Raw genomic sequence first — 26,877 nt, forward strand, 5'->3', positions numbered from 1 at the left:
TTAAGTTCAACTTATATAGAAACCAGTTTTCCCATTTCAGCTCCAAATTCTTTAGGATTTTTAAATCCAATGATTAAACTTGGAATGAAAAAAATAATGGATAGAAAAAGGGTGTAGTGAAACCCAGTATTATCAACAGGGTTAGACCATGCGGGCAATCCTAAAAGGGAAAGCAACTGATCCCCCAATATGTAATTGCCAAATTCAAAAGAAACAAGCATACCAAGAAGAGATAAAAGCAGTGAAAGTGATCCCCAACCTACTTTTTTTTCGTTCCTTCTCAATAAGTTAAAGATAATTAGTAAAATTGCAATTGTTTGTATGCTGTATGTCAATATTGTTGAAAACATGAAGTACCTCCTTGAATTATTTGTCTATGTATTATATGAAGTAAAGTCGACAAACAATACTGGTGGCCCTTAAAGATGTGTTAGGAGCCACCAATAAAAACTAATTTATTGTTACATAATGGGAGCCAGTTACACTTTCACTGTATACTGTCCCAACACCTTGAAAGAAAATAACTAAACTATATCTTCCAGAGCCCTTTATTAGCCACTTTTTGTTGTAATAGCTATTTTTTTGTTTTATTATCTCTGCCTTTTCTCCAGCCATACAGGATGCGTCCAATAACAAGAGTAGAACCAAGCACAACGACTGTATAGTGCCAAGTCCACTCTTGTATGCCACTGAGAAAGACAGGAGTGATGCCTAACGCCAGTCCGATCACTAATCCTATAATTGTTACTACATCAGGCGCTTTACTACCTTCTCCTTGTCTTTTCTTAAAGATATTAAATAGTATATTGCCAGCAATGATTGCAATAAAAAGGACAAGCAAATATATATTCATAAATTATGATCCTCAGTTCTTAGTTACTTGTTACTTCGAAGTATCCGGGGTGAAAATTAATAGTTACACCTCTTCCGTAATCGTTAGCCTTCAACCGATTTAGCACCACCGAAACTCCAGTAGTAAGTATCACCGATGGTACGATTGTTCCTTGCAAGCCGGGGATTGCGGCAAGAATTGCAAATACAAATGCAGAGGTGTCCCTTGTGTTTTCGATCGCTTCAATTTGGTGCTTCGTCTCAGCGTTCGTGAGAGTTAGCGCATAACCCCACCAGTACCAATTACCGTACATATTCGTACCAATCTCTTTGTAGTTAGGGTTTGTGACAAGTTCCCCATTTTTTGTTTGCAGAATCCCATTTTTAAGTTGCTCATTTACAGATTCAACAGCTTTAGAGTAGTTAGTGAAAACCTTCTCACTCACCACAGATTTTGCGGCAGGATCAAGGACATAATGATCCCCATCCAGTTTTATAAACTTTTCAATATCCGTGATAGCATTTAAGGTTTCAGTGTCTACGCTCAGTTGTTTAACCTCTTTGTTTGCTTCTGCTTGTTCCGATTGTTGAATAGGTGCGGCAGAAGCTGCGATTGGAGCTACTGCCGTAAGAGCTAAGACACCCGTAAGAATTACTGCTGTGTTTTTCAATTTTAACATACTAACACGTCCTTTTCTATTATTTGTATTACTACACAACGGTAACACATATAAGGAATCATTTGTATAATTTTTTAAAATAAAATGTAAAATCATACTAAGGTACCATACTACCACATTTATCCTTTCGTTTATAAATTTTCTCTCATCAAAGGCATATATTTCTATCTTTATGAAAATAAGGATCATATGTCTTGGAGGGGTGTATACATTGAATGATGCGATAATGAAAAGAGATTTAGATAGCTTAGGGAGAGTTGTAATCCCAGTGGAAATAAGAAATCGGTTGGGTATCAACAAGAACACAGAAATGGAGTTTTTCACAACTGAAAGCGCTATTGTAATGCGTAGATCAGAAAGTGAATCATGTCTCCTATGCGGGGGAAACAAACAACTCATTCCCTTCAAAAAATCTTATGTATGTATCTATTGTGCAAATGTTCTCAAAGGGTACCCAATCGCAGAAAATCAGCTACCCTCTACATCAGTAGATATTCAAAATGTATCTGATGCACAAACGGTTAAGCTCCTGTTAGACCTCATGAAACAATATCCCGGTGCTTCCATGAAAACCTATGCGCAGCTATTGAAGATTTCACCAACTTATGTCTCTTTCCTTAAAAGTAAGACGACTGAAATAGATCCCCCCTAAATAAGACTAAGTGTTACAATAAATGGGCGAGCGGCCTCATCACAAGTTTCTCGCCCAGAACCATGGATTGTTTGAGTACACTAGCGTGACCAAAGCCATGTTTATTTTGGAGGTCATACAGTTGTTGTCTAGCTACTTCTACCGCTAACACAAAAGACCTCCTATAATTAAGGAAGTCTTTTATGTTTGACCGCTGTGATAGGGCCTACAATAATTCAACTGTAAATACGAAAAAGCATAAAGTCTAGTCCTATGGTGTTACGTTAGTAACAAGCTGAGAAATTCCTACAATAACCAAGAAAATGTAGATTAAAACAATTCCAAAAACAGAGAACCCTACAATTTTCTAAATTTTTTTGTTCATAGTTATTAGGAAGGGACAACACGAATGTTATTGACCACCCATACGTTTAAAAAGAAACAGATAATAAAGATCGCTAAAATGACACCAATTATAATAAAAATAGTTTTCTTTTTCATGCCTCAGCCTCAGTTAAAATCCCAAGTCCAATAACCATCAACGTCACCGTATATTGTAAAGTTGTTCACGCCCACGATTGCTCCAAGTTTAGGGTGAACAAAAGAAGTGGTAAACACTGACCGTTGTACTGCCTTACCACTTGAGTTAACATATCCTTTATCGTCTTTTACATCCATTCGACCCATTGGCACTAAATAACGCTCTATTGTGCCGCCACCATTCAGCACTTGTGATATTCTTTGGTTAGAAGGAGTACCTTCCACGCGATATTCCACTCGTTCGCGTAATATTACAATATCCACGCCTAGAACTGTCGCTGTAGCTCGCTGAGAAACAGCGTAATCTTTTGCTTGGGGAGATACCTTAGATGGTGTGACGGTCTGTTCATTCTTTACTGTAATATCACCACCATTTAACGACACCTTATCTCCGTTGCTCGTAGCTATTGCATTCAGGATTGTTTTATTAATCTCAGGCTCATTTATATACTTGACGAACTTTTCCTGATCTGCTTGAGACAGGTCTGAAAATTGCTGTGCTGTTTCTCCTGCATCCTGCCCCTTGAGCCACGCTATGTAGTCTTGTGGCGAATTAATCTCGGTTGTCTGTGTATTCTGTTCAGTGGTGGGTTCAATGCTTGTCGATTGTGCAGATGCGGCTAGTGGAGCTACTGCCGTAAGAGCCAATACACCTGTAAGAATTACTGCTGTACTTTTCAATTTTAACATACTAACACGTCCTTTTCTATTTTTGTATTACTACACAACAGTAACATATATAAGGTATCATTTGTATATTTTATTGAATAAAATGTAAATTGATACTAAAGTATCATATTACCACTTTTACCCTTTCGGTTATAAAATTTCACTCGCATAAGGCATATATTACTATATTTTAAATAATAAGGATTATGAAAATTGAAGGAGTGAACACATTGGGTGACGCGTTAATGGTAAGAAATTTAGACAGTTTGGGGAGAATTGTGATCCCTATAGAAAATAAGAAGGCGACTTGGCATTAACACGGATACTCCAATGGAGTTTTTCACTACGGAGGATTCCATCATCATGTATCGAGTAGGTAACGAATCATGTCTTCTATGTGGGAAAACCAAGCAATTAATTCAGCATAAAAATTCTTATGTATGTATCTATTGTGCAAATGACCTCAAAGGGTACCCAATCCCAAAAAATCAGCTACCCTCTACATCAGAAGATATTCAAAATGTATCTGATGCACATATGGTTAAGTTATTGCTAGACCTTATGAAACAGTATCCTGGTGCCTCTATGAAAACATATGCCAAATTGCTAAAAATCTCACCAACTTATGCATATTTTCTTAAAAATAAGTCGGAGGAATAATGTCTTCACTCAGATTATGTACTACATAAAAGGCGAGCGGCGCCCCCAAAGATAACTCGCCTTAATCAGTTGCATTTAAACAGTCGGATTCTTTTTACGTCTATAATAAGTGTATTGATATTGATTGATAAGTTCGCCCAGAACCATGGATTGTTTGAGTACACTAGCGTGACCAAAGCCATGTTTATTTTGGAGGTCATACAGTTGTTGTCTAGCTACTTCTACCGCTAACACAAAAGACCTCCTATAATTAAGGAAGTCTTTTGTGTTTGACTGCTGTGATAGGAACTACAATAATTCAACTGTAAGTACGAAAAAGCATAAAGTCAAGTCCTATGGTGTTACGTTAGTAACAAGCTGAGAAATCCCTACAATAACCAAGAAAATGTAGATTAAAACAATTCCCAAAACAGAGAACCCTACAATCTTCCATACTTTCTTCTTATTCATTAATCTCCTTGACTATTAGTTAGGGACAACACGAATGTTATTGACCACCCATACGTTTAAAAAGAAACAGAGAATAAAGATCGCTAAAATGACTCCAACAATGATTAAAATAGTTTTCTTTTTCATTAATATTAGTTAATTAAAATCCCAAGTATGGTTAGCTAATGTCTCCTGTGTACTGACCAGTAGTACCCCAAGCTTCGCCTCTAACTTCGTTACCGTTGGCTCTGAATTGAATTACGTATTCCCCTGAAGGCATCCCATTAGGGAATGAACTAAGACTGGTCCACGTTAATGTGTCTCCTTTGCCAACAGTTTTATAGACATACTCTTTCCCGTTACCTTGCAAGCTCCAAGTGAGATTTGATGTTCCTGTATTCCGAACTTTAATCCTTACATGTCCATAACCTTTTTTAACAGTTAAGTTCATCGTCGGACTTGTCCCACCAAGAAGCTCGCGTACCTCTTGACCAGTTGATTGGATAACTATACCTCCATGATCCTTCGATACTTTGGTTCCCTCAGTAGGAGCAGCAGCAGAAGCTGCGATTGGAGCTATTGCCGTAAGAGCCAGCACCCCCGTAAGAATTACTGCTGTGTTTTTCAATTTTAACATACTAGCACGTCCTTTTCTATTTTTTGTATTACTAAACAACAGTAACATATATAAGGTATCATTTGTATATTTTTTTGAATAAAATGTAAATTGATACTAAAGTATCGTATTACCACTTTTATCCTTTCGATTATAAAATTTAACTCGCATAAGGCATATATTACTATAATTATTAAAAAAAGGACCATGAAAATTAAAGGAGTGAATACATTGAGTGACGCGCTAATGGTAAGAAATTTAGACAGTTTGGGGAGAATTGTGATCCCTATAGGAATAAGAAGGCGATTTGGCATTAACACGGATACTCCAATGGAGTTTTTCACTAGGGAAGATTCCATCATCATCTATCGAATAGGTAATGAATCATGTCTCCTATGTGGAGGAACCAAGCAATTTATTCAACATAAACAAAAATATGTTTGTATCCGCTGTGTGAATGGTCTCAAAGGTAACCCAATTCCAGAAATTCAGCTACCTTCTACACCGGAAGATATTCAAAATTTATCTGATGCACAAATGGTCAAACTATTTCTAGACCTTATGAAACAGTATCCTGGTGCCTCTATGAAAACCTATGCCAAGTCACTAAAAATATCACCAATTTATGTAAAATTTCTTAAGAATAAATCAGAGGAGTGATGTCTTCACTCAGATTATGTACTACATAAAAGGCGAGTAACACCCCCAAAGATTACTCGTCCCAATCTGCTACATTTAAACAGTCGGATTTTTTTTACGTCTATAATAAGTGTATTGATATTGATTGATAAGTTCGTCCAGAACCATTGATTGTTTGAGTACACTAGCGTGACCAAAGCCATATTTATTTTGGAGATCATGCAGTTTTTGTCTAGCTGCTTCTACATGGTGACTCAAAATGTTGTCGGTTTGCATCACAGTTCCCCCTTTGTACTCTTATTTTAGGGATTCATGTGGAAACCATTGAAAAGTAAATGTTTGGTACATGTTCTATATATTCCAAAGAGAAAAGACGTACTCTAAGAGTACGTCCCTTAATTCACTTCATCTAAAATGGGTTACATTTCGCCGTGATGATTCGGTTGATAACTGGGCTCTTTATCTTGAAATTGTAAGGGGACAGTTACAAGGGAAACTAACATAAAGCTGGTTACTAAAAAGGGTCTTACTCTTCGTCTTCACCCACAGCATTAACCAATTTTCTGTAAAATGCCCTGGTGTTAGAAGGTGCATGTTCTTGAAAAGAAACAAAAAGCCTCATACACCTCATTGCTTGTATCCTGTTATTGATTGCAATAGATATTTCCATGCAAATCAACAGAGATCTAAACCCATCTGAAAACATACTTTTACGCAAATAATAGAGCGCTAACTTTCTTGAAAAATGTATAAAACGCTCTGTTATGAATCGTTGAGTATAAAAGCTTTCAACTTTTTGTTGCCCCAGATAAGATGAAATATCCGCTTCGAATTGCTTTAGAATATCGTCTACATCAAAATGATATCGGTTAGCCGCCTCAAGAATGATGTCAAGCGCGGGAAGAACCTCATCTTTTCTTGAAGAAATATAGGCTACATAATCGGGAAGTACGTTCCTTTCCCCCGAAAGAAGCTTAATTGCATACATATTTACTACTGCCCATTCCTCATACTTATTTTTCCCATCTCGAGGTTTCTTCATCGGTATCCGTTACCCAGCTTAAATTAGCATACTTTTTGATATGATACAGTGCCTGTTCATAATCTCCTCTTTCGTCACAGGCTTGACCGCGAAGTAAATGTGAGAATGCCCAGTAAGCGAACAGAGGGAAGCTTGGCTGCTTTGAATCTTCTTTTTTTACACGATGCTGCCGTTTGCTCAATTTGTATTGAATCTCAGCCTTTTCTCCCAAAGCTTTAGCGAATAATTCTACTTTGTCCCATTTATGTAACGCACGATATGTATTCGCTAAAGCCTTTAAACCATCTAGTTGGTCTAGTTCGTCCAAACGTTCAACGTAGGTTCCAAACTGCACGGCTGCTTCATAGTTTTTTTCCTGGTCATCTCCTTGTCTGCTCTGAAACAGGCGGTACTGACATATAGCCAAGCGCTCCGAGTGCTGCTTATTCTCACTTAGAGCCACGTTTTCATAAAGTATAGCCGCTGCCTCATACAAACCGTCTTCAAATAGTTTCTCAGCCAGTTCAAATAATGGAGTAGCATAGCCCAACTTATCCAATAACATATTCACGACTTGCTGAATACAATCTAACTTGTTCAATTTTGCACAATTTTCCAAAAAAGGACTCATTCTACGCCAGTTGGGACTAGCATCAGCTAAGTATTCGGGGATATAACGTTCATAATAATAACCAATGGGATGCCTCATCGCTTCTGTTAATCTGTCCAATTGATAGACTGAAAACTTACGGTTTCCATTAATGAGGCTGCTAACTGTGCCGGGATTCATCTTTGATTTCCTAGCCAGATTGCTAATGTTTAAATCATGTTCGTTCATGTACTTGACCAATTCTGCGAGTATCGTGGTTGTATTGGACAAAATAAACCACCCCTTTAAAGGAAACTTATTAGGATATCAATCCCTGTAAAATAGGAACATCAAAATCAAATGACAAAGTGTCAATTTCAGAAATGAGTATACCATCTTTTGGGATGTTTTTATATATCTTTCAATACGCGTTTGGTAGTGCATTGGTCCATTTGAATCTGCAACAGCGATCGTAAGATCAAATGGCACGCGGAGCGGCCACAGCCATACAATATTTCATCTGAATGTCAAAGGGGATGATTATGTTGGCTACCTTCTCGGCCGCCCTTCAAGTGAAAAAGCGGCTGGCCAAGCAAGTCTTAAAAATGTCCGGTGTCCACGGCATCGGCGTAGGGTATAGGGACCCTGCTCGTCCCAAAAGGGGGGCCGCTGTCATTGTGTACACAGATCGGCTGTCTACGGCCTCTACCGGGCTTCTGTCGGCTACAGCACTAGGCAAGCAAACGAGCGTTCCTGTCCGGATTGTAAAGTCTGGAAAGATGAAAGCCCATGCTACGGACTATATGACGCGTATACGCCCGGTCATTGCCGGCTACAGTGTCGGGACGATTGAAGGCTCCGGTACAACCGGACTCATCGTTGCCCCAACTGGAGCGTCGGCTACACGTTATCTTTTCAGCAATAACCATGTACTCAACCCGTCCAATACAGACAATCGGGAGGCCACGCTTCAGCCCGGCGGAGCCGATGGGGGGACGGATACCCGAGATCGTATAGGGCGGTTGTATCGGTATATACGCCTGAATCCCAAGGGAACCAATTTCATTGATGCGGCTCTGTCCTTGCCGACCCGCAACAGCTTGCTCAGTCCGCGCTACGCTACGGTAGGCGTTGTTCCGGGGCATGTGACCGCTTATCGTGTGGGAGAAAAATTTAAAAAGGTGGGGCGTACGACTGGATTGGTGAAAGGTACGGTAGAGTCCGTCTATACGGATCTACAAATTAATTACGGCGGAAGCTTGGGGCTGCTGACCTTCCAGGATCAGACTGTTATTAGAGGCACCACCCCTGTATCGCTGCCCGGGGATTCCGGCTCTGTCTGGCTCAGACAGTCGGATAATTATGCGGCAGCGGTCAATTTTGCAGGCACGGCAGATGGTCGTATGTCCATTGCCTTCCCGGTGCAGTGGTTCATGCAGGCGTTTAACACACGGGTAGCCCGCCCCGTCGGGGCAGGCCAGGTGCGCAAAGTAGATACAGGATCATCCCCACGCTCTTATACAAGACAGCTCACCAGCAAGGAATTGGCACGCTTACAGCCAAGAACAACGCGGATTAAAAAGAGCTAATACCCCGCAAGTGAAATCGCCATCAATACCACGTATGAAAATCCATTTTCCATTTCATCATAAGCCGGACGGCCTCTAAACCGGGAAGCAACAAGACTTCCACGAGAGCCGCCCGTCTTTTTTACTCCAATGAATAGGGCATATAACCATTCATAGCGTGAGTGATTCACGATACAAATCATTTATGGCACGAATCATTCACAAGTTAAACAGTTAATGGCATAAAATAACGACATTCGTTTAATCTGCCCCTTCGGCATACGAACGGGCTGCCTTTTTAGGGCCTGCAACAGCGCTGCTTACCGAGGACAAGCTGTGAAAACGGCTTTAACGCCATGTTCGTGTTGCGCGTGGCCTCCACACCGTCTACATACATAATCGCTGTATTGCCTGACAGCGTCACGGCTACACGCTATGTGTGGAGGTGGATAGAAAATAGATTCATATAAATCGGGTGCATAGATGACAGATGCAAAGCAATTTATACTATTTATTTAAGGGAAAATGCCGATAAAACTATTATGATATACGAATTTTACTTGAGAGGACATACATGATGAGCATAGTAGATTCTTTATTGAAGGTAGTACCATTGATTCGTCAGGTCATCAGAGAAGATGTTACCATTTTAGTTATGGACAGGGTGCAATATTTATATTTCTCACCGGGGGAGTTTATGAAACTCGATTACAAATCCGGTGACCCTCTGGCCGAGGAAGAACGTAATTTTGCCCGCTTGAAAAATGGTAGAGAAAGATCGTTGACTCACTACGATAAGGAACAGTATGGCTTTGCGTTTGATGCACTTTTTCTCCCGATTCAAGAGGAGAGCGGAGAGGTGGTTGCCACTTTATGCGTTTGCTACAGCATGGACAACCAATCGATACTGCAAGAATTGATGGCTCGAACCGAAACCATTACAAGCCAATTGGTAGAGAGCATTCAGTCCGTCGCAGCCCATTCGCAGGAGCTATCTGCCACATCGCAGCAGATATTGCATAACTCACGCGAAGCTGTTCAGAATTCATCCAACGTGTCGGAGGTGGCGGGCTTCATCCGCGAAATTTCAGATCAGACCAATCTGCTCGGTTTAAATGCAGCTATTGAAGCTGCTCGCGTCGGAGCGGCAGGGGCCGGGTTCGGAGTCGTCGCTCAAGAGGTACGCAAGCTGTCGGTAGATACCAAGGAAGCTACAACCCGGATTGAAAAATCGCTTCAGGACGTTACCCGTACGATTGCACATATGGAAACTGAGATTTCGGATATTACCACATCCTCGCACCAGCAGGCAGAACTGGTAACCAGCTTTATGGAGATTATTGACCAACTGAATGTTACAAGCAAGGAGCTAAAGGTGTTTGTTAACAAAATCATTACCTACGAAGAATAAGAGATACCTGATTGTAGAAAGCTTGGGAGTCGCGCTGGGGTAGCGCGGCTTTTTTCATTTTACAGGTACGTGTATAAAGCCATTGTTACTGCGTCGCATCATCATATAAACTAGACATATGCCGGAAATCAGCACTCAGAAGGTGGAGATCGCTATGGAAATGAAGATAGAGTTGCCGAAAATTCCTTCAGACTTACCTGTATTAACCGATGAAATGTACTCCTTGCGATCCAAGGATGAGTTTAGCACGGGGTCTGTAGAGGATATAACCATGGATAATGTGGAAGCTTCCAGGGTTTCATTGGAGAAGATGACTTTTAAAAATGTTACGATTATGGAATCGTCCTTGCCGGAAAGTGAATGGACAGATGTTATTTTCGATAAATGCGATCTGTCCAATATTAACTTTTCCGGTTCCTTTATTCACCGGGTAGAGTTTAGAAATTGCAAGCTGCTCGGAACAGACTTCTCCAGAAGCAGACTCCAAAATGTTCGTTTTCTGGATTGCTTAGGGGATTATTCGATGTTTCGCTTTTCCAATTTCAAGCAGGTTGGTTTTGAGGATTGTTCATTAATAAGCGCCGATCTTTATCATTTGACGCTACAAAAAATCTTTTTTACCCGTTGCAATATGGATCAGGCCATGCTGTCAGGGTCCAAGCTCAAGGGGGTTGATCTGAGCGATTGTGAATTCGATGGACTACAGGTAGATATCGAAGACCTGGACGGGTGCATAATCTCTCCACATCAAGCCTCGTCTTTTGTGGGGCTGTTAGGGCTAGTGATTAAATAAGGGGGATTATTATGTTTCAGTATCAGGAGCAGCAATATGAGGGCATTGATTATAGCGGGAAAGATTTAAGGGAGGGTGAACTTATTCGTTGCACCTTTGAACGTTGTACCTTTACGAACGGTTCGTTGGAGGAAATCATGACCAGCGAATGTCGTTTTATCGAATGTAATTTTCAAGGGGCGCTGTTGAACGGTTCTATTCATACTGAATCGGCTTTTATCAATTGTAACTTTATTGAAGCCAACCTGTTCGTCTCCAAATTCAGCAATTGTAAAATGACGGGTTCAGACTTTTCAAAAGCAAAAATAGACGGCATTACGCTCGTTCAGGGGGACTGGTCTTATACCAATTTGCGGCAGGCCCGGCTGGAAAAACAGGATTTGAGAGGAGTACGCTTTTATGAAGCGGATCTCTCGGATGCCAATCTACAGAAGGCAGACCTCAGAGATTGCGACCTGACCAGAGCAAATTTAGCTCATGCCAAGCTACAGGGAGCCGATTTACGTGGTGCTAATATGGATGGAGTCGATTTTAAAGCATTTGTTGTCAAAGGTGCACGAATGGATCGAGATCAAGCTCTATCGTTCTTGCGCTCGTATGGTGCGAAGGTCGATTGAGGCGAAGGCTCCACTCAACTGCTCTTCTGTATTAGGACTTTTGAAGGACAGACATATATCATCCTCAAGCCCGTTGTTCTTACCGCAAAGGAACTTTATAATACGATAGATTTGTGTAGTAAGGGGGCAAAACCGTGATGAGAGCAGGAGTCAGAAGTCGGGAAGGTCGACGGTTGTTACTGGAGGCAGGGGCTGAGGAGTTCGCTCAGACCGGTTTTTATCAGACCAAGGTAAGCTCGATCGCGGCGCGTGCGGGATTGACACAGCCGGATTTTTATATTCATTTTGAGAGTAAGGAGCAGATGTATGAGGAGCTTGTTGAGAGCTTCCGTATGTTGGTGAATGAGACGGTCCAATGCATGAAGATGGAACGGGAGCAGAGCCAAGCTGAAATTTTGAGCCGGGGAGAAGTGTTTCTGGAATCCGTTTTTCGTATGCTATCCAATAATCCGGCGATAACCCGTGTCGGATTTTATCAGGCGGCAGACTCGGTGCGCATCAAGGCAGAAATGGCAGGTCATATTAAAAAAAATCTGTTTGCTGCACAGCGATGGGGCTCTTGCCGTGAGGAATTGGACCCGGAGCTGACGGCGGAATGCGTCGTTGGCTTGATTGAACGGTTGACGTTAACCCAATTACTGACTGGACGCGAAAGTCCATCCGTGCTTGCCAAGCAGACACGAAACCTGCTGTATCATGGCTTGCTGACGCATGATGCAAATGGAATCAACGCTTAAAAGACCTACATTTGGGCGGGAGGAGCGGCATCTGTACCTATCATGGCTGGTATCATACGCATAAGATGCTTTTGTAAACCATGAAGGGAGGAATCAGCATGTCTGGAGTAGGCGCTGGTTATGGAGCTTTCACATCTACAGGAGCGATTCTCGTACTTTTCATTTTGCTCGTTATCATCTCTAAAGCATTCGTTATCTAATTCGTTGCTAAACAATCTGCATTCGAGCGATTTGTTTGTAATCAACGAAGAGAGGAGGAAGTTGAGATGGGTGAAGTAGAAAGAGGTTGTGGCGGTGGCTACGGCATGTGGACTTCCACTGGTGTGATTCTGGTACTCTTCATTTTGCTGGTTATCATTACTCGCACTATTTTCATCTAAATTCTATATCTTGGGCTTGAGCGCCAATGCTTCGGGCCTATGACTACGCAAGCCGGAACATGAACCGTCTCCAATAGGGGCGGTTTCTTTTTTTAAAAGCGAGCCATTCGTTATTATGAGGAAATCGGTCTGTTGCCCTCCCCACGGTGCAGCGAAGGGAATATGCGGCTGTATACGCAGGAGGAATACCGTGAACGAAAAATTTTCCGAACAGCATACAATATAACACTGGATACAAAGAACCACCGGATACTGGCTCTTTCGCCTGAATAATATCATCCGGTGGTTCTTTGTACCTAGTATGAAATTCTCGCCATGGCCATTCATTGTTTTTTGTCGGTTAACTATGATGTTTCGTAATACAGCTCAAATGTAATGGTGCATGGGATTGGTGATGAATACCTATGTAGAATAGCAAGCTGTAGTTATAGCATTTTTTTGAGCTGAGATATACGGGCTTGGGAAACGTCAAGTATCTTTGCATATTCGTGCTGTGCTGCATTGGGTTGCTTCTGCATCAATTCTTTTAGGCTTTCGATCATCTGTTGCGTTGATCGCCGCAAACGTTTGGATTGCTTCAATGGCCTTTCCCTGTTGGAGAAAGTCGATTTGGACGGCCTGGTGATAGGGCTGGAATTTGTACCATTTTTCAAATCATGAATACATTCCCCACAAATAAAGCTGTCTCTAAAATAAGTCAATTGCTCGGCCGAACCACACATTTTACACGTTATACCGGTATATTTTCGTAAGGCGAGAGTACCCGTTTCCTCATCAGCGAAAATCTCAATAGGATCACCCATCTTGTAATCCATTGAAATTCGCATTTCTTTGGGAATGACGATACGACCTAACGAATCTAATGGACGTGTCATACCTGTACTTTTCAAATGATAACCTCCTTTTTTTTATATCCTTATAATACTAAATGAAGAGGAGAAAAAAGAATAGGCTTAGAGGAGCAATCGCATATATTAAGTAAACTGTTGAAAAGTATACAAAAAAATTCTATAAAATGGTATACTTTTTTTGAAAAAAAACAATAATTCTAGCACAGCATCACCAAAATACAGATTAGAGCATGCAACTGTACTCCATCAATCTATGATTCAAGATGAGTTGAAGTATAATAATAACGAGGAGGAGAATGATCATGTACTCCATTAGAGAGGTTCAAGTCAAGAGCGGATTGCCCGCATCAACACTTCGTTATTATGAAAAAGAGGGGATATTACCTGATGTCGGTCGGGATGAAGGTGGAAGAAGAGTATATACAGATAAACAAATCGACTGGATCAGGTTTGTCATGGCTATGAAAGATACCGGGATGACGATTGAAGAGATTAAGGCATACCTTGAGCTTAATGCAATAGGCGAGGCCACCGTACATGAAAGAAGAGACCTTCTCGTAGCTCATCAGAAAAAGGTAGAAGAGCATATGGCCCAAACACAACACAATTTGGAGAAAATCATTCAAAAGATTGCCTACTATGATCAAGTTGTTATGGGAAAAAGTTGTTATGGGAAAAAGCCGTTTGCTTAAAAAGCAAACGGCTCTTCGGAGAGCCAGGGCACTATATATTTCTGGTAACCTCATACGCATCCCAGACAGCGTACATAATATTTTGTACTTGCTTGGCATCACCAATTAAGTAGGCTTCGGAAACGTCATTTTGGATGTCTTCATAAAGCGATTGTTGAGGAGTATATCCTACAGCCAGAATCGCTGAATCGGCCTTTAGAATCGTTTCTTCACCATCTTTGTTTTTAAGAACATATTCTTGATCGTTGGCATCGACAATTTTGGTGTTGGTCAGGAGATGGATATCCTTAAATGCAACAAGGTCACGCAGCATATCTTCATTTGCATGGCAGAGGGGTCCGCCTACGGTTAAAATATCTTCTTGCATTTCCACCAAGGTTACTTTTTTACCTTGATCAGCAAGCCAGAGTGCAGTTTCGCATCCCACAAGCCCGCCCCCGACAATTACAGTGGAAGCACCGGGATCTTTTATCCCAAGCAGAACCTCTTCTGCGGAATACACCTTGGTAGATGTACCGATGGAGAAGGTTTTGGGAGAGGAGCCGGTAGCAAAAATAACGGCATCTGCTGCATATTCCTTTACGGTAGTCCGGTTAACCTCGGTGTTCAATTGGACGTCAACCTTTAAATCCTTTAATTCCCCTTCGTACCAGGTCGCAAGTAAATGGTCGTCTTCCTTGAAGTCTGGAATTCCGCCCGGGATTAGATTACCTCCCAATCGGTTATTTTTATCAAATAAGGTAACGTGATGTCCCCGAATAGCAGCTACACGGGCAGCTTCACATCCTGCCGGCCCTCCACCGATCACCAAAACTTTTTTGGATTGATCTGCTTTTCCGAGTGCGTAGTCTTTTTCTCTACCGCAAGCTGGATTAACGGCACATGAAATCGTTGCAAAAGATGCCAATCGACCCATACAGCCCTCCTGGCAGGAGAGGCAAGGACGAATCTTTTCTATTTTCCCAGCCTTGATTTTATTGGGGATATCAGCATCAGCTAACAATGGTCGACCAAGTGCGATCATATCGGTTTTTCCTTCACGTATAGCCTTGCTGGCCAAGTCTGGATTATCCAATCTGCCAGCAGTAATCACAGGTACCTTTAGAATGGTTTTTAAAATTTTGTTATAAGGCAGATAAAGTCCTTTTTCCTGATACATGGGTGGATGTGCCCAATACCAAGAGTCGTAAGAACCGACATCGCCATTAAAAGCATCATACCCGGCTTCCTCTAATATTTTGGCAGCTTCAATCCCCTCTTCAATATCCCGTCCCTGCTCCTTAAACTCTTCGCCGGGCAATCCGCCCTGACGCCAATCTTTAATAAAGCTTTTGATGCTGTATCGAAGAGATACCGGGAAATCCTGTCCACATTCAGCTTTGATGGCTTGAACGATCTCTATGGCAAATCTTAAGCGGTTTCTCAGACTTCCTCCGTATTCGTCTTTCCGATGGTTAAAGAAAGAAATCGCAAATTGATCCAATAAATAGCCTTCATGAACCGCATGGATTTCAATACCGTCAAAGCCTGCCTTTTTGGCAATAGCTGCGGATTCCGCAAATTTTCTGATATAGGTGTGGATTTCGTCAATGGTCAGCTCACGACACGTTACATCGGGAAGCCAGCGATGAGGAATGGGAGAAGGGGCGACAGCCGTTTTACCAACAATTGAAGGGATACTTACCCGGCCAAATCCAGCGGATAATTGTAGAAATATTTTTGCGCCGTATGCATGAATCCGCTCCGTCATCATTTTACCGGTTTTAACGAAATTCAAGGGATTTAGAGTAGGACAGGGCATGGACGGCAGGGCACATTTCTCGATTTCATTTTCAACCATCGTTACACCTGTAATGAGTAGACCTGTCCCACCTTTTGCACGTTCAACATAATATTCGATGCCACGTTCATTAAAGGTACCATCGGCATCACAAAGCCCGCCAGGACCCATGGGAGCCATGACAAAGCGGTTTTTAATTTCCAGTTTTCCAATTTTCATAGGCTCGTATAAAATTTGATGTTCTTCTTTCATAAGAATACCTCCTAAGTATGAATCATTCGTTTAACTGAATGCATTCACCGAATATATTCAGTATAGAATAGGAGTAGGTATTATTATGTGATTGTTTTCACAATTAAACAAAATAGCATTTCCTATTATAATTAAGTAATATGAACAAGGCACCTGAGAAAGAGGAATACTTACAATAGAGAGGGAGAGTAAGTGAGTGTCAAAAAAACAATTGAATGGACGCAAGCTGCAAAGTCTGCAAACTAAAAAAAATATATATAACAGTACATTAGAGCTGATGCATGACAAGAGCCTGGAAAAAATTAAAATTGAGGATATCTGTCGGAAGGCTGGCGTGTCAGTAGGGTCATTTTATAATCATTTCAAGACTAAAAGTGATATTTTGGTGGAGATGTATGCACAGGCGGATGGCTACTTTGAATTGAAATTTAAGAATGAACTGCCGTCAGAAAGTATTATGCAGGATCTTATTCAGTATTTTGAGGTTTATGCGGAATATAATCAGAGTGTTGGTTTAGAGACGGTGCAACAGCTATATACAAGTAATAACAAGCTTTTCATTACTAAGGGTCGTGGTATGCAGCATATACTTCAACAGATTATAGAGAGAGGGCAAGCCGTGGGAGAGCTGGATCAAACCATGACATCCGAAGAGATAACAGACTACTTATTTATTGCTGCTCGTGGGGTCATGTACAACTGGTGTCTTCATGACGGCGACTCGGATTTAATTGTAAATATGCGTGAATATATGAGTCGCCTGATCACGATCTTTAAATTAAGGAATTGATTCTAACGGGTAAAAGGTAATACTAAGGCAATAATGCTGGGTTGACTCTGCGAGAAGAAGTATAAAAAGGGATGAACAGCAAGCTAATTTAATGGCTTGCTGTTCATCCCTTTCGTGTGTAAGCAGTTTTACATGCTGCTGTGTGTCGCTCTCATGCCTTGCTGGCTGTTGTTACCGTAGTGTTGCATGTTACCGCTGCCTGCATAATGCTGTCCAGTTGCACCCATGTGCTGCGGAAGGCTTTGATTCATGTGGCTTCCCATACCATAGGAGGACGGTTGCATACTACGGGAGGCGTAGTTATCGCCAAAGCCGGGCTGAGTCATTTGGCTGCTGGAGCGGATGGTGTTTTCCAACTGACTACACAATTGAATGACTTGCTGGCATTGCTGCACAGCTTGTTGATGGTGCTGGATTGCGGTTTGGATCATTTGAGCTGCATTACGTTCACGCTGCACCAGGTCCTCCAAATTGGATGCATTTTGTTGCTCCTGTTGCAGCAACTGCTGATACATGGCAGTTCCTTGCTGTGTTTGTTGCACCAATTGCTGCATAATTTGTTCACATTGACGAAGCTGCTGTTGTGGAGCCATGGTGTTGTTGTACATTGTTATCAATCTCCTTCACCGGATGGTTTTGGGTTCCAGACCCTCATATATTGTGGCGAAGGAAGACGATGATTATACGCGGATTATGGTTACAGACCGGCTACCAGAATAGCCGTAAATTCCTCTAGGAATACACGATCTTCGTGGTCAAAGCGGGCTTTTAACGGGCTGTCAATGTCCAGCACTCCCAGCAGTTCCCCGTTCTTGATGAGGGGGATAACGATTTCGCTGTTGGATGCCGCGTCACAGGCGATATGGCCCGGGAACGTATGGACATCCTCTACGACAAGGGTTCGTCGCTCCACGGCGGCTGTACCACATACACCGCGCCCCAGCGGAATCCTTATACACGCAGGCTGGCCCTGAAATGGACCGAGTACAAGCTCCGTTCCATCATAGAGATAGAAGCCGCTCCAGTTAATATCCGGCAGAAAATGACCAAGCAACGCAGAAGCGTTCGCCAGATTTGCAATGGTATTGGGTTCATCATGAATGAGTGCCCGGAGTTGCCCGAGAACCGATTCAAATTGTTCGTGACGTGTGCCTTCGTAAGGAATAGCCTGAAACATATAGTCCACGCTCCTATCAGGAAATTTTTTACCATTATCCGTTGTGTATATTGGCAGAAAAAGGTAATTATGCAAGCTGCTTTTACCATTGGTTAATTAATTTAAGATATAACGATTGTATATATTCAGTCAAGAGGAAAATACATCTGTAGCCTTTCGGAGACCTCCGTACTCTAATCTTGGTACAGTGTATTTTCTCATGGATACCGGATCGGCGCATTTGTGGAGCAGGGGGGTGGTTGTATTTGTTGGAGGGGTATGCTTAAATGTAGCGTATATTTATTGCACTTTGATACTGGAAGGATGATTGAACATGTGTGCATATGCATGTAAGGGGCATATACCACTGCTGGAAAGCCCGCGTCTTCGGCTGCGAAAGATGGAAACCGGGGATGCGGCCACGATGTTTGCCTGCTGGTCTGACCCGGAGGTTCACCGTTATATGAACCTTACGGGGATGTCCGGGCGTGAGGATGCAGAGGATATGATCAAGCTGTTGAATGAGCTGGCACAGACGGAGGATGCATTGCGCTGGGGCATAGAGCTGAAGGAGAACGGGAAGCTGATCGGTAGCTGTGGCTTTAATTATTGGCAGACTGAGGGAGCTTATAAAGCCGAAATCGGCTATGAGCTGGCCAAGCCCTATTGGAGAAAGGGCTATATGTCGGAGACACTACGGCTGGTGCTGTCTTTCGGTTATGACACGATTCGGCTGAATCGGATGGAAGCGCTGGTAGACCCGCGAAATACGGGATCGCAAGCTCTGTTGTCCTCTATGGGCTGGACGCAGGAAGGGCTGTTACGGCAAGTGCAGCATACGTCTACAGGCTTTAAGGATATGCTGATGTACTCCTTGCTGCATGAAGAATGGCTCAGATTGGAGGCGAAGCGAAATGCTGTTTCAGTATAACGGAGGGTCGTCGCCGCTGCACAGACTGGGGCCATTAAGTAAGCTGATCCTGGTGGGATGCTGTAGCCTGCTGTCGATGGCATGGGATTCAACACTACATGAAGCTGCGCTGCTGGGTGTACTGATCGCTGCGGCTTGGTTTGGGGCAGGCTTAACGTTGGCACGCCAGCTTCGGGCTATGTCATTTCTGATTGGTTTGGGTATTCCGTATTTTATATTGTCTATTCTGGCGATTCGGGAAGGACATATCGTGGCAGCTTGGGGGCCGATCTGGATTACAGCGGAAGGACTGGATATCGCAGGGGCGTTGACGCTGCGCATTTTTGTGCTGTTTTTGACCTCGTATATTTATTTGTCGACCACCGATCCCAGAGATTTTGTACAGGCTTTGAATCTGCGTTTGCGTGTCCCTTATCGGTTTGCGTTCGGTATTTCGGTGGCACTGACGTTTCTCCCCTTATTGGAAGAGGAAGGACGTACCATAATGGCGGCACGGCGTGTACGTGGACAGGAACCGCCGCGTGGGCTGCGGAATCGGCTATCCTGGTGGGGCGGGTATACGGCTGCTGTGCTGGTGAATGCCGTGAGGCGGGTTCAGCAGACGGCGCTGGCGATGGAGGGCAAAGGCTTTGGAGCATATGCAGACCGGACTTATCTTCACATGCTGGATCGTCGTCGTTCCGGCTATGTATGTGCTGTGGTTGCTGTATTAGGTACTGCTGTTTTATGGTGGAGCTTATAGGGAGCAGCCTCTTTTTTTGATCTCATTGTCAACCATATAAATAAATTTAGGTTGACAATGAGAGCTTGTATGAATACATTTAGAATGTGCTAGTTTATATTTGGAGAGGAGATAGGGAATTACATATGAAGGAATCTCGTTTTTTTGCAAGGTTTACGACACTGGATATCGTACTGATGGCGATGCTGGCAACGTTGAATGGAGTCATGACCGTTTATTTGTCGATCATTAACAAAACATTAAACAGTCTGGGGGGACCTATCGCCACTTCCGCCATTGTCGGGCTGTACATGATATATGGTTTGCTGGCCTATTATATTATTCGTAAGCCGGGTACGGCGGTTATTGCTTATTCATTCGGTGCAGTGGTGCAGTCCTTTATGGGCTCCGTTTACGGAATCGCTTCTATTATCGCGGCTGCGGTCTGCTATATGATTGTGGCTGAACTGGTATTTGCTTTACTACGCTATCGACGCTGGAATGCCGTTTCGTTGATGCTGGCAGGCGGGGCTATGGTTCCGTTGTGGTTTATCGTGGCAGCTAATATATTCGGCTATATGCATTGGGGCTGGAAGGTACTGACGATTACACTGGTCGTGCGAATCCTGAGCGGCATTGTACTGTGCGGTCTGCTAACCAAGCTATTGGGCGATGCGTTGAATCGGACAGGACTGTTAAAACGTTTTGAGCTGGGACGAGCTTCACGTGCAAAATGAATTTAGCAATTATGGTTCTGGATGTAAAATAGCTGTGTCTATGAAGGAGTTTGGCTATCGGTATGATGATCAGGCCGAACCCGCGATACAGGGCTTGACGCTGGACATTGCGGTGGGTGAGCATGTTGCGATTGTCGGGGCCAGCGGAAGTGGAAAGTCTACGCTGTGCCAGCTTCTCCATGGTGGATTGTCCCGTTCGGGTGAAGGTGAACGGACTGGGGTGCTGACCGTATACGGGATGGACCCGGACACGGCTGATCTGGCGGCTGTCGCCTCTACCGTCGGCGTCGTGCTTCAGGACCCGGATGCCCAACTGGTACAGGGAATCGTCGAGGACGAGATTGCCTTCGGGCCGGAGAACCTGCGCGTGCCTCCGGCGGAAATAGCGCAGCGTCTGACGGCTGCGCTGGAGGCCGTCGGCCTTGCCCCCGAGCGCGACTCCTTCGTGCGTCGCCTCTCGGGAGGCCAGCGCCAACGCACCGCTATCGCTGCGGTGCTGGCGCTGGAAGCGCCGCTCGTCGTGTTCGACGACGCAGCGGCGCAGCTGGACCCGCCGGCTGGACGCGACTTCGCCCTGCTATGCCGGCGGCTCCATGCCGCAGGCCGGACGGTGGTCACCGTGTCCGGCCGCATGGACGATGCCGCGCGTGCAGCGCAGCGCGTCATCGTGCTGGAGGGCGGGGCTGTGCAGCTGCAAGGCCCGCCCGACAAGCTGCTGCGCGAGCATGGCGCGCAGTTGGCCGCCTTGGGGCTGCTGCCCTCTCCCGCAGGGAGGGGAGGCGTGCCTCAAGGGCCGGGGGCGAAGCCCGGTCTGCCGTTGCTGGAGGTGAAGGGGCTGGCCTTCACCTATCCCGGCAGTAGCCGGGCAGCGTTGGCTGGCGTGAGCCTTGCCCTTGCGCCCGGCGAACGAGCCGTCCTGCTGGGCGAGAACGGCTCCGGCAAGTCAACGCTCGGCAAGCTGCTGATGGGCCTCCTGCCTGCACCCAAGGGGTGCATGTGGTGGGAGGGTCAGGATATGGCGAAGCTGCCGATCCATCAACTGGCCGCCGGGATCGGTTATGTGTTCCAGCAGCCGGAGCATCAGTTTGCGGCTGCAACGGTGTGGGACGAATGCTTGTACAGCGTCCGCATCAAGCTTGGATTGCGGGCTGGCGAGCCGATTCCTGCTGTATATGAGGAACGGGCGCAGCGATTGCTGACAGCCGCCCGACTGGGTCACAGGCTGGATGCCTCTCCGTACCTGCTGAGTGGCGGTGAAAAAAGGCTCTTAAGCGTAGCTGCGCAGTTCATTCTGCCCAAAAAGCTTTACATTTTGGATGAGCCTACTGCCGGAACGGATTATGAAGGAGCGAGCATCCTGCTTCGCATGTGCGTTGAACAAGCGGACCAGGGAGCAGCCTTCCTGATCATCACCCACGATATGCAGTTTGCTGAAAGCTTTGCCAGTCATGCTCTGTGCATGGAAGAGGGCCAACTTTATAAAGTGGAAAATAGTGAGATTCATCATACGATTACAGTTGACAAAATTTAAGTATATGTAGACAATCATATATATACATCGTACAAAACAGGCGGCCTATATAGGTCGCCTGTTTATGATTATGAATTGCGGGTAATACCAATCCTGTGCAATCGAATTGTACAGGTGCAACACAGCTTATACCAGGAAAGGATTTGTGATTTGCTTGGGAAAAGATAAACCCATGAAGCGCGGGCTCGTGCTGACCGGTGTTTTGCTGGCCACCTTTCTGGCCGCGATTGAGGGAACCGTCATCGGTCCTGCCGGACCGACTATTGTTAGTGAACTGGGCAGTGTGAATTTGCTCAGCTGGATTTTTACGGCCTATTTGCTGACGATGGCTGTAACCACACCTATTTTCGGCAAGCTTAGCGATTTATTTGGCCGCAAACCGATTTTTCTGATCGGCTGTTCATTGTTTGTACTCGGCTCTTTGCTTTGTATGCTGGCTGGTAGTATGGAGCAGCTTATTTTGTACCGGGCTATTCAAGGGATTGGAGCGGGCGGCGTGATTCCCGTTACCTTTACCATTATCGGAGATATATACAAAATGGAGGAACGCGGCAAAGTTCAGGGAATGATCAGCTCGGTATGGGGGATTTCTTCCCTGATCGGGCCTTTGCTGGGCGGTTACGTGGTTACTTATTTTGGCTGGGAATGGATTTTCGGTTTTAATGTCCCTTTTGGACTACTGGCTATGCTCTTCATCGCTCGTTACCTGCGTGAGCAGGTAGCCAAGCGAACCGCACGTATCGACGTGCCGGGAGCCGTTACCTTTACCATCGGAATGACAGCCCTGCTGCTCGTATTGGCGCTGGGCGGACAGTATATCGGCTGGGCTTCTCCTGAATTGCTGACCTTGGCCGCCGTAGCTATTTTATTTCTGATTCTGTTTTTGGTTATCGAAAAACGCGCCCAGGAACCGATGGTTCCGCTAAAGCTGTTTCGGATACGGGATATCGCTTTTTCCTGTGCCGCAGCACTGCTGGTCAGTTCTCTGCTGATCGGCCTGACCAGCTACCTGCCGCTTTGGATTCAAGGCGTACACGGCGGAGATGCCGCTTCATCCGGTTTGGCACTGGCTCCAATGTCAGTAGGCTGGCTGTTTGGTTCCATGATCGGGGGACGCATTTTGCTGACTTTAGGTTCGCGTCGAACCTCATTAGTGGGACTGACCCTGATTGTATTGGGTGCCTTCGTGATGACCTTGATGGGCCAAACGGCGCCGATCTGGCTGCTGTTCCTGTCCACATTACTGTATGGATTGGGCTTTGGCTTCTCCATGACCGTGTTCACGATTATTGCCCAGTCTTCGGTTGGGTTCCAGTTGCGTGGTGCATCTACAGCATTGAATACGTTCCTGCGCACACTGGGACAAACGATTGGTGTGGCAGCCTTCGGATCATGGCTGAATTACCGCATTGCTGCCCAGACAGCAGATGGACAGCTTACACAGCAGGGGGTTACGCAGGAGGATATTAACGGCCTGCTTGCACCTCATGCCTCACAAAGCTTGAGTGACAAGACTGCTGGCTTACTCCGTTCTGTGCTGGAAAACAGTCTGCATTCCCTGTTCATCATCATGGTCGTTATTGCAGTCATTAGTTGGTTTGTCGTTCTCGGACTTCGGAACCGTCCACCGGGTACGGAAGAAGAAGCAAACAAGCCCGCAAAGGCGGCACAGGGAGGAACTGCATAGGAAGAGAGGTATGAACATACAGAATATATACGGAAATAGCGGTAGCTTGGGACAGGAAATCATGTCCAGGGCTGCAAGCTGAAAAGTCCGCCCCAAATACAAAAGGGGCGGACTTTCTATTAAAGTTGGAATGATATGAGCTAAACGCCTAAAAACTAATGGTTTGGTAAAACTATTTGTGATAGGGTGACAGGTTGTCAGCGCTACGGCCCAGCTTTTTGAGCAAACCGATAAGCTGATCTCTTTCGGTTTCGCTGATTCCGCTAAAAGCACGTTCAATCTGACGTGTATAGTCAGGGTAAATTTCGTCCATGACGCGTTGTCCTTCGTCCGTCAATTCCGCATATATAATCCGGCGATCCTGGTCGCACGGGTGACGGTGCAAATAACCGCGGCTTTCCAGCTTGTCGATAACATAGGTGACATTTCCGCTTTGCAGTAACAGCTTTGCTCCAATTTGCTGGATCGGCTGCGCTCCCTTGTGATACAAAACCTCCATTACGGCGAAGGCCGTTGGGTTGAAGCCCACCGTTTTGATGCCAGCAACCGCATGCTCATTTACACTCTTGAATGACTTGCCAAACACGCTATACAAATGCATGGATTGCTGTGTCACCAGTGTCCGGTAATCTATCATCTTCATTCCGCCTTTATGTATGGATTTGGGCATCCTTTGACCGCTCGGCTTGGATGACCGGGCAACCATACCCTTGCTACTAGCATAAAGGGATTTACGTAATGAGAACATGCGATTTGTCACAGTAGCTGTTTTTTTAACTATTTAATTTCAAAGCTTTAAAGTAAATTTTTGAAAAATAAAGGTTTTGAATGTAAAAATACCGTCCCAGATGGTTATATTAAAAAATAATATATATTTTGGATCCAAAATAAGATACAACAAAGGAGATGAGGCACATGGAGACGGGTTCTTTTCGTTTTCAATTTCGTGATCCGCAGCAGGCTGCCCGAGCCTGTGAAACATTAAAAGAAATCGGGTACACTGCCAGCACAAACGGTGACACAGGTCTGAGTGTTCATATTGAGAACCAGGATGTACTATCTGCACTGGAGATTTGCCAAGCCTATGAGGGTAACATAATTGAGGCTGGGAACCATACTTCCGATTCGGAAGCCATTCCTGGCTTGCAAGGAAGTGTGTGGGTGCCAAATCCGGGCTATCGTTCGGAGGATTGGATCATTCCCGCTCACATCATCAACGAGGATTGGAGCGAAGCGTATAAGAACAGTTCCTCCCCAACGAACAGCAACAAGACCAAGGAGCATAATGTCAGCTCCGATCATCAACCCGAAGACGATGTTGACGGCTTCTCTGGCAGCATCCATATCTGACTTCACATGAATGAGCGTAATCACCGACTTAAGTCTCTTTAATTCCCTGTCTACTTTAGCGCTCGTCTTTGCCACGGGATTCTTACCCTTAAATGTTTTATATAAAAAAGAATCCCGTGGCAACAGTGATCGTAAGATCAAAGCCTAAGCGTTGCGTCTCCACACTCCAAAAGCAAGCCCACTCCTACAGCATTTCGTTTAAAGACGCCTGTGTTCCCGCCGTATGCCCCGTCGTAAACGCCGCCGTAATATTATAGCCGCCCGTGTATCCGTGAATATCCAAAATCTCGCCGCAAAAAAACAATCCCGGCATCAGCTTGGACTCCATCGTTTTCGGATTGATTTCCTTCAAGTTCACACCGCCTCCGGTAACGAATGCCTCCTTCAGAGAGAGCGTACCGTTCACGCGGATCGGAAATGCCTTGATTCGCTGGGCTAGCTCCTGCCATTGCTGCTTCGGAATATGATCATACGTCAAATCCTCACGCAGCTCGGTTTGCTGGAGCAGCAGCGGAATCAGGCGCTCCGGCAAATAAGGCTTAAGCACGTTTTTAATCGCTTTTTTGGCATCGGCTGCCGCCAGCTCCAGTGTTTCGCGGTAGACTTCATCAGCATGCTTGTGAGGCTGCAAATCCAGAGTCAGCAGCACCGTGCTGGTTTTGTCCTTTTTCATCCCTTTTACGACAAACTGACTGCATCGCAAGGCGGAGGGACCCGACAGGCCAAAGTGTGTAAAAATCATGTCCCCCTCGTGGGTAATTAGCTTCTTTTGCTTCGCATTCCACACGGTCAGGCTAATGTCGCGCAAGGATAGACCTTGCAGCTCCTTCGTCTGAATAAACGTCTCACCTGACGTTAATGGAACCTCCGTGGGATACAGCTCGGTGATCGTATGTCCTGCTTGCTCTGCCCATGCGTAGCCATCACCTTCCGAGCCTGTATGCGGGACGGACTTGCCGCCAACCGCTACAATAACGTTACGGCTGCGAAGGGTTTCCCCGGAACGCAGTCTTACCCCCGCAGTGCGGCCTTCTTTGTATAGAACCTCCTGTACGGGGCTACCCGTCCGAATGTCTACTCCTTGAGAACGAACCTTGTTGACCAAAGCATCGACAACCGTTTTGGCCTTATCCGTCACCGGAAACATACGTCCGTTGTCTTCTTCCTTTAAGGCTATGCCCAGTTGTTCAAAAAAGGCGATGATATCCCGATTGCCAAAAGCCGCCAGCGCACTGTGCAGAAAACGTCCATTGCCGGGGATGTGCCGGATCAGCTCGTCCAGCTCTTTTGCATTCGTGACGTTGCAGCGCCCTCCACCGGAAATACCCAGCTTTCGTCCGAGTTTATTTCCTTTTTCGAGCAAAAGCACCTTGGCGCCCTCACCGCTGGCTGCCGCAGCGGCCATTAATCCGGCAGAGCCGCCTCCAATCACAATAACGTCGTATGTCATGAACCTCTTCCTTTTTGTTGAAAAATTTTTCGAAATCTCAAAATAGGGTAACAGGATTTTCACCATATCGTAATACCGTTACCTTAGATACACATTATCGCTGTATTTCTGTATAAAGATATACCCTATCAAAAGCTT

The 26,877-nt window shown here is 44.8% G+C and carries 29 protein-coding genes and 2 pseudogenes; 17 read left to right on the plus strand and 14 right to left on the minus strand.

The window, feature by feature from the left end:
* Window positions 1-11: 11 nt before the first annotated feature.
* The 3 genes from ACIFQM_RS12555 to ACIFQM_RS12565 form a co-directional block, all read right to left on the minus strand.
* On the minus strand, window positions 12-350 hold the full coding sequence (locus ACIFQM_RS12555) for a hypothetical protein (protein ID WP_430065655.1): 339 nt from the start codon (window positions 348-350) through the stop codon (window positions 12-14).
* A gap of 224 nt (window positions 351-574) precedes the next feature.
* The gene (locus ACIFQM_RS12560; RefSeq protein ID WP_430038346.1) at window positions 575-853 is read right to left on the minus strand and encodes a hypothetical protein; all 279 of its coding nucleotides are present in this window, start codon (window positions 851-853) and stop codon (window positions 575-577) included.
* A 19-nt stretch (window positions 854-872) separates the two neighbouring features.
* The gene (locus tag ACIFQM_RS12565) at window positions 873-1,511 is read right to left on the minus strand and encodes a hypothetical protein (RefSeq protein ID WP_430047268.1); all 639 of its coding nucleotides are present in this window, start codon (window positions 1,509-1,511) and stop codon (window positions 873-875) included.
* Window positions 1,512-1,722: 211 nt separating this feature from the next.
* On the opposite strand from ACIFQM_RS12565, the gene ACIFQM_RS12570 reads away from it, so the two are divergent.
* Window positions 1,723-2,163 carry an AbrB/MazE/SpoVT family DNA-binding domain-containing protein gene (locus tag ACIFQM_RS12570; protein ID WP_430038342.1) on the plus strand — a complete coding sequence of 147 codons (441 nt, stop codon included), beginning with the start codon at window positions 1,723-1,725 and terminating at the stop codon, window positions 2,161-2,163.
* Window positions 2,164-2,652: 489 nt separating this feature from the next.
* On the opposite strand, the gene ACIFQM_RS12575 is transcribed toward ACIFQM_RS12570, so the two are convergent.
* The 3 genes from ACIFQM_RS12575 to ACIFQM_RS12585 form a co-directional block, all read right to left on the minus strand.
* On the minus strand, window positions 2,653-3,372 hold the full coding sequence (locus ACIFQM_RS12575; protein WP_430038340.1) for a hypothetical protein: 720 nt from the start codon (window positions 3,370-3,372) through the stop codon (window positions 2,653-2,655).
* A 714-nt stretch (window positions 3,373-4,086) separates the two neighbouring features.
* Window positions 4,087-4,245, minus strand: a complete 159-nt coding sequence (locus ACIFQM_RS12580) for an aspartyl-phosphate phosphatase Spo0E family protein (protein WP_430038338.1) — start codon at window positions 4,243-4,245, stop codon at window positions 4,087-4,089.
* 373 nt (window positions 4,246-4,618) lie between these two features.
* Window positions 4,619-5,077 (minus strand): hypothetical protein, encoded by a 459-nt coding sequence (locus tag ACIFQM_RS12585; protein ID WP_430038336.1) that lies wholly within the window; start codon window positions 5,075-5,077, stop codon window positions 4,619-4,621.
* Window positions 5,078-5,287: 210 nt separating this feature from the next.
* On the opposite strand from ACIFQM_RS12585, the gene ACIFQM_RS12590 reads away from it, so the two are divergent.
* The gene (locus ACIFQM_RS12590; protein WP_430038334.1) at window positions 5,288-5,716 is read left to right on the plus strand and encodes an AbrB/MazE/SpoVT family DNA-binding domain-containing protein; all 429 of its coding nucleotides are present in this window, start codon (window positions 5,288-5,290) and stop codon (window positions 5,714-5,716) included.
* Between the two features lie 75 nt (window positions 5,717-5,791).
* On the opposite strand, the gene ACIFQM_RS12595 is transcribed toward ACIFQM_RS12590, so the two are convergent.
* On the minus strand, window positions 5,792-5,971 hold the full coding sequence (locus tag ACIFQM_RS12595) for an aspartyl-phosphate phosphatase Spo0E family protein (protein ID WP_134911264.1): 180 nt from the start codon (window positions 5,969-5,971) through the stop codon (window positions 5,792-5,794).
* A 250-nt stretch (window positions 5,972-6,221) separates the two neighbouring features.
* A pseudogene (locus tag ACIFQM_RS12600) lies at window positions 6,222-7,596 on the minus strand (transcriptional regulator).
* 251 nt (window positions 7,597-7,847) lie between these two features.
* Between ACIFQM_RS12600 and ACIFQM_RS12605 the strand changes: the two are divergent.
* From ACIFQM_RS12605 to ACIFQM_RS12635, 7 genes and pseudogenes are all read left to right on the plus strand, one after another.
* Window positions 7,848-8,894, plus strand: a complete 1,047-nt coding sequence (locus ACIFQM_RS12605; protein WP_430065657.1) for a hypothetical protein — start codon at window positions 7,848-7,850, stop codon at window positions 8,892-8,894.
* 553 nt (window positions 8,895-9,447) lie between these two features.
* Entirely contained in the window at window positions 9,448-10,284 is an 837-nt protein-coding gene (locus tag ACIFQM_RS12610; protein ID WP_430038330.1) for a methyl-accepting chemotaxis protein, read from the plus strand.
* 154 nt (window positions 10,285-10,438) lie between these two features.
* A complete protein-coding gene (locus ACIFQM_RS12615) occupies window positions 10,439-11,077 on the plus strand; it encodes a pentapeptide repeat-containing protein (protein WP_430038329.1) in 639 nt (212 codons plus the stop codon).
* Window positions 11,078-11,088: 11 nt separating this feature from the next.
* Window positions 11,089-11,694, plus strand: a complete 606-nt coding sequence (locus ACIFQM_RS12620) for a pentapeptide repeat-containing protein (protein WP_430038327.1) — start codon at window positions 11,089-11,091, stop codon at window positions 11,692-11,694.
* A gap of 137 nt (window positions 11,695-11,831) precedes the next feature.
* Window positions 11,832-12,431, plus strand: coding sequence for a TetR/AcrR family transcriptional regulator (locus tag ACIFQM_RS12625; protein ID WP_430038476.1), 600 nt, complete (start codon window positions 11,832-11,834; stop codon window positions 12,429-12,431).
* A 98-nt stretch (window positions 12,432-12,529) separates the two neighbouring features.
* Complete coding sequence (locus ACIFQM_RS12630; RefSeq protein ID WP_014599460.1) at window positions 12,530-12,631, plus strand: hypothetical protein; 102 nt, start codon at window positions 12,530-12,532, stop codon at window positions 12,629-12,631.
* Window positions 12,632-12,916: 285 nt separating this feature from the next.
* A pseudogene (locus ACIFQM_RS12635) lies at window positions 12,917-12,997 on the plus strand (MerR family DNA-binding transcriptional regulator); the annotation flags it as partial.
* A 239-nt stretch (window positions 12,998-13,236) separates the two neighbouring features.
* Here the strand turns inward: ACIFQM_RS12635 and ACIFQM_RS12640 are convergent.
* Entirely contained in the window at window positions 13,237-13,701 is a 465-nt protein-coding gene (locus ACIFQM_RS12640; protein ID WP_430038325.1) for an AbrB/MazE/SpoVT family DNA-binding domain-containing protein, read from the minus strand.
* Window positions 13,702-13,964: 263 nt separating this feature from the next.
* Here ACIFQM_RS12640 and ACIFQM_RS12645 point away from each other — a divergent pair, with 263 nt between their 5' ends.
* Window positions 13,965-14,354, plus strand: coding sequence for a MerR family transcriptional regulator (locus tag ACIFQM_RS12645; protein WP_430038323.1), 390 nt, complete (start codon window positions 13,965-13,967; stop codon window positions 14,352-14,354).
* A 31-nt stretch (window positions 14,355-14,385) separates the two neighbouring features.
* Here ACIFQM_RS12645 and ACIFQM_RS12650 read toward each other — a convergent pair whose 3' ends face one another.
* Window positions 14,386-16,386, minus strand: a complete 2,001-nt coding sequence (locus ACIFQM_RS12650) for an FAD-dependent oxidoreductase (protein WP_430038321.1) — start codon at window positions 16,384-16,386, stop codon at window positions 14,386-14,388.
* A 196-nt stretch (window positions 16,387-16,582) separates the two neighbouring features.
* Between ACIFQM_RS12650 and ACIFQM_RS12655 the strand changes: the two genes are divergently transcribed.
* Entirely contained in the window at window positions 16,583-17,176 is a 594-nt protein-coding gene (locus tag ACIFQM_RS12655) for a TetR/AcrR family transcriptional regulator (RefSeq protein ID WP_430038319.1), read from the plus strand.
* Between the two features lie 128 nt (window positions 17,177-17,304).
* Here the strand turns inward: ACIFQM_RS12655 and ACIFQM_RS12660 are convergent, their stop codons facing one another.
* Both ACIFQM_RS12660 and ACIFQM_RS12665 read right to left on the minus strand, forming a co-directional pair.
* On the minus strand, window positions 17,305-17,784 hold the full coding sequence (locus ACIFQM_RS12660; protein ID WP_430038317.1) for a hypothetical protein: 480 nt from the start codon (window positions 17,782-17,784) through the stop codon (window positions 17,305-17,307).
* 89 nt (window positions 17,785-17,873) lie between these two features.
* Window positions 17,874-18,353 (minus strand): GAF domain-containing protein, encoded by a 480-nt coding sequence (locus ACIFQM_RS12665; protein WP_430038315.1) that lies wholly within the window; start codon window positions 18,351-18,353, stop codon window positions 17,874-17,876.
* Window positions 18,354-18,666: 313 nt separating this feature from the next.
* On the opposite strand from ACIFQM_RS12665, the gene ACIFQM_RS12670 reads away from it, so the two are divergent.
* The 5 genes from ACIFQM_RS12670 (at window position 18,667) to ACIFQM_RS12690 (ending at window position 23,939) form a co-directional block, all read left to right on the plus strand.
* Entirely contained in the window at window positions 18,667-19,263 is a 597-nt protein-coding gene (locus ACIFQM_RS12670) for a GNAT family N-acetyltransferase (RefSeq protein WP_430038313.1), read from the plus strand.
* Window positions 19,247-20,005: an energy-coupling factor transporter transmembrane component T family protein gene (locus ACIFQM_RS12675; RefSeq protein WP_430038311.1), complete on the plus strand. Its 759-nt coding sequence runs from the start codon at window positions 19,247-19,249 to the stop codon at window positions 20,003-20,005. Before ACIFQM_RS12670 ends, ACIFQM_RS12675 begins: the two co-directional genes overlap by 17 nt.
* Before the next feature lie 125 nt (window positions 20,006-20,130).
* Window positions 20,131-20,721: an ECF transporter S component gene (locus tag ACIFQM_RS12680; protein ID WP_430038309.1), complete on the plus strand. Its 591-nt coding sequence runs from the start codon at window positions 20,131-20,133 to the stop codon at window positions 20,719-20,721.
* A gap of 40 nt (window positions 20,722-20,761) precedes the next feature.
* Window positions 20,762-22,252: an ABC transporter ATP-binding protein gene (locus tag ACIFQM_RS12685; protein WP_430065665.1), complete on the plus strand. Its 1,491-nt coding sequence runs from the start codon at window positions 20,762-20,764 to the stop codon at window positions 22,250-22,252.
* A gap of 172 nt (window positions 22,253-22,424) precedes the next feature.
* Complete coding sequence (locus tag ACIFQM_RS12690) at window positions 22,425-23,939, plus strand: MDR family MFS transporter (RefSeq protein ID WP_430065667.1); 1,515 nt, start codon at window positions 22,425-22,427, stop codon at window positions 23,937-23,939.
* A gap of 172 nt (window positions 23,940-24,111) precedes the next feature.
* Here the strand turns inward: ACIFQM_RS12690 and ACIFQM_RS12695 are convergent, their stop codons facing one another.
* Entirely contained in the window at window positions 24,112-24,576 is a 465-nt protein-coding gene (locus ACIFQM_RS12695; protein WP_014279758.1) for a MarR family winged helix-turn-helix transcriptional regulator, read from the minus strand.
* Window positions 24,577-24,854: 278 nt separating this feature from the next.
* On the opposite strand from ACIFQM_RS12695, the gene ACIFQM_RS12700 reads away from it, so the two are divergent.
* Window positions 24,855-25,289: a hypothetical protein gene (locus tag ACIFQM_RS12700; RefSeq protein WP_430038303.1), complete on the plus strand. Its 435-nt coding sequence runs from the start codon at window positions 24,855-24,857 to the stop codon at window positions 25,287-25,289.
* Window positions 25,290-25,473: 184 nt separating this feature from the next.
* On the opposite strand, the gene ACIFQM_RS12705 is transcribed toward ACIFQM_RS12700, so the two are convergent.
* Window positions 25,474-26,739: an NAD(P)/FAD-dependent oxidoreductase gene (locus tag ACIFQM_RS12705; RefSeq protein ID WP_430038301.1), complete on the minus strand. Its 1,266-nt coding sequence runs from the start codon at window positions 26,737-26,739 to the stop codon at window positions 25,474-25,476.
* Window positions 26,740-26,877: the final 138 nt, after the last annotated feature.

The organism is Paenibacillus sp. NRS-1782 (assembly GCF_050467685.1).
Classification (GTDB): Bacteria; Bacillota; Bacilli; order Paenibacillales; family Paenibacillaceae; genus Paenibacillus; species Paenibacillus terrae_A.

Bases quoted from the DNA above. Each gene is read 5' to 3' on its own strand.
- ACIFQM_RS12555 (WP_430065655.1), bottom strand. From the start codon at position 350: ATGTTTTCAACAATATTGACATACAGCATACAAACAATTGCAATTTTA.
- ACIFQM_RS12560 (WP_430038346.1), bottom strand. From the start codon at position 853: ATGAATATATATTTGCTTGTCCTTTTTATTGCAATCATTGCTGGCAAT.
- ACIFQM_RS12565 (WP_430047268.1), bottom strand. From the start codon at position 1,511: ATGTTAAAATTGAAAAACACAGCAGTAATTCTTACGGGTGTCTTAGCT.
- ACIFQM_RS12575 (WP_430038340.1), bottom strand. From the start codon at position 3,372: ATGTTAAAATTGAAAAGTACAGCAGTAATTCTTACAGGTGTATTGGCT.
- ACIFQM_RS12585 (WP_430038336.1), bottom strand. From the start codon at position 5,077: ATGTTAAAATTGAAAAACACAGCAGTAATTCTTACGGGGGTGCTGGCT.
- ACIFQM_RS12595 (WP_134911264.1), bottom strand. From the start codon at position 5,971: ATGCAAACCGACAACATTTTGAGTCACCATGTAGAAGCAGCTAGACAA.
- ACIFQM_RS12605 (WP_430065657.1), top strand. From the start codon at position 7,848: ATGTTGGCTACCTTCTCGGCCGCCCTTCAAGTGAAAAAGCGGCTGGCC.
- ACIFQM_RS12610 (WP_430038330.1), top strand. From the start codon at position 9,448: ATGATGAGCATAGTAGATTCTTTATTGAAGGTAGTACCATTGATTCGT.
- ACIFQM_RS12615 (WP_430038329.1), top strand. From the start codon at position 10,439: ATGGAAATGAAGATAGAGTTGCCGAAAATTCCTTCAGACTTACCTGTA.
- ACIFQM_RS12620 (WP_430038327.1), top strand. From the start codon at position 11,089: ATGTTTCAGTATCAGGAGCAGCAATATGAGGGCATTGATTATAGCGGG.
- ACIFQM_RS12625 (WP_430038476.1), top strand. From the start codon at position 11,832: ATGAGAGCAGGAGTCAGAAGTCGGGAAGGTCGACGGTTGTTACTGGAG.
- ACIFQM_RS12630 (WP_014599460.1), top strand. From the start codon at position 12,530: ATGTCTGGAGTAGGCGCTGGTTATGGAGCTTTCACATCTACAGGAGCG.
- ACIFQM_RS12645 (WP_430038323.1), top strand. From the start codon at position 13,965: ATGTACTCCATTAGAGAGGTTCAAGTCAAGAGCGGATTGCCCGCATCA.
- ACIFQM_RS12650 (WP_430038321.1), bottom strand. From the start codon at position 16,386: ATGAAAGAAGAACATCAAATTTTATACGAGCCTATGAAAATTGGAAAA.
- ACIFQM_RS12660 (WP_430038317.1), bottom strand. From the start codon at position 17,784: ATGTACAACAACACCATGGCTCCACAACAGCAGCTTCGTCAATGTGAA.
- ACIFQM_RS12665 (WP_430038315.1), bottom strand. From the start codon at position 18,353: ATGTTTCAGGCTATTCCTTACGAAGGCACACGTCACGAACAATTTGAA.
- ACIFQM_RS12670 (WP_430038313.1), top strand. From the start codon at position 18,667: ATGTGTGCATATGCATGTAAGGGGCATATACCACTGCTGGAAAGCCCG.
- ACIFQM_RS12675 (WP_430038311.1), top strand. From the start codon at position 19,247: ATGCTGTTTCAGTATAACGGAGGGTCGTCGCCGCTGCACAGACTGGGG.
- ACIFQM_RS12680 (WP_430038309.1), top strand. From the start codon at position 20,131: ATGAAGGAATCTCGTTTTTTTGCAAGGTTTACGACACTGGATATCGTA.
- ACIFQM_RS12685 (WP_430065665.1), top strand. From the start codon at position 20,762: ATGAAGGAGTTTGGCTATCGGTATGATGATCAGGCCGAACCCGCGATA.
- ACIFQM_RS12690 (WP_430065667.1), top strand. From the start codon at position 22,425: ATGAAGCGCGGGCTCGTGCTGACCGGTGTTTTGCTGGCCACCTTTCTG.
- ACIFQM_RS12695 (WP_014279758.1), bottom strand. From the start codon at position 24,576: ATGATAGATTACCGGACACTGGTGACACAGCAATCCATGCATTTGTAT.
- ACIFQM_RS12700 (WP_430038303.1), top strand. From the start codon at position 24,855: ATGGAGACGGGTTCTTTTCGTTTTCAATTTCGTGATCCGCAGCAGGCT.
- ACIFQM_RS12705 (WP_430038301.1), bottom strand. From the start codon at position 26,739: ATGACATACGACGTTATTGTGATTGGAGGCGGCTCTGCCGGATTAATG.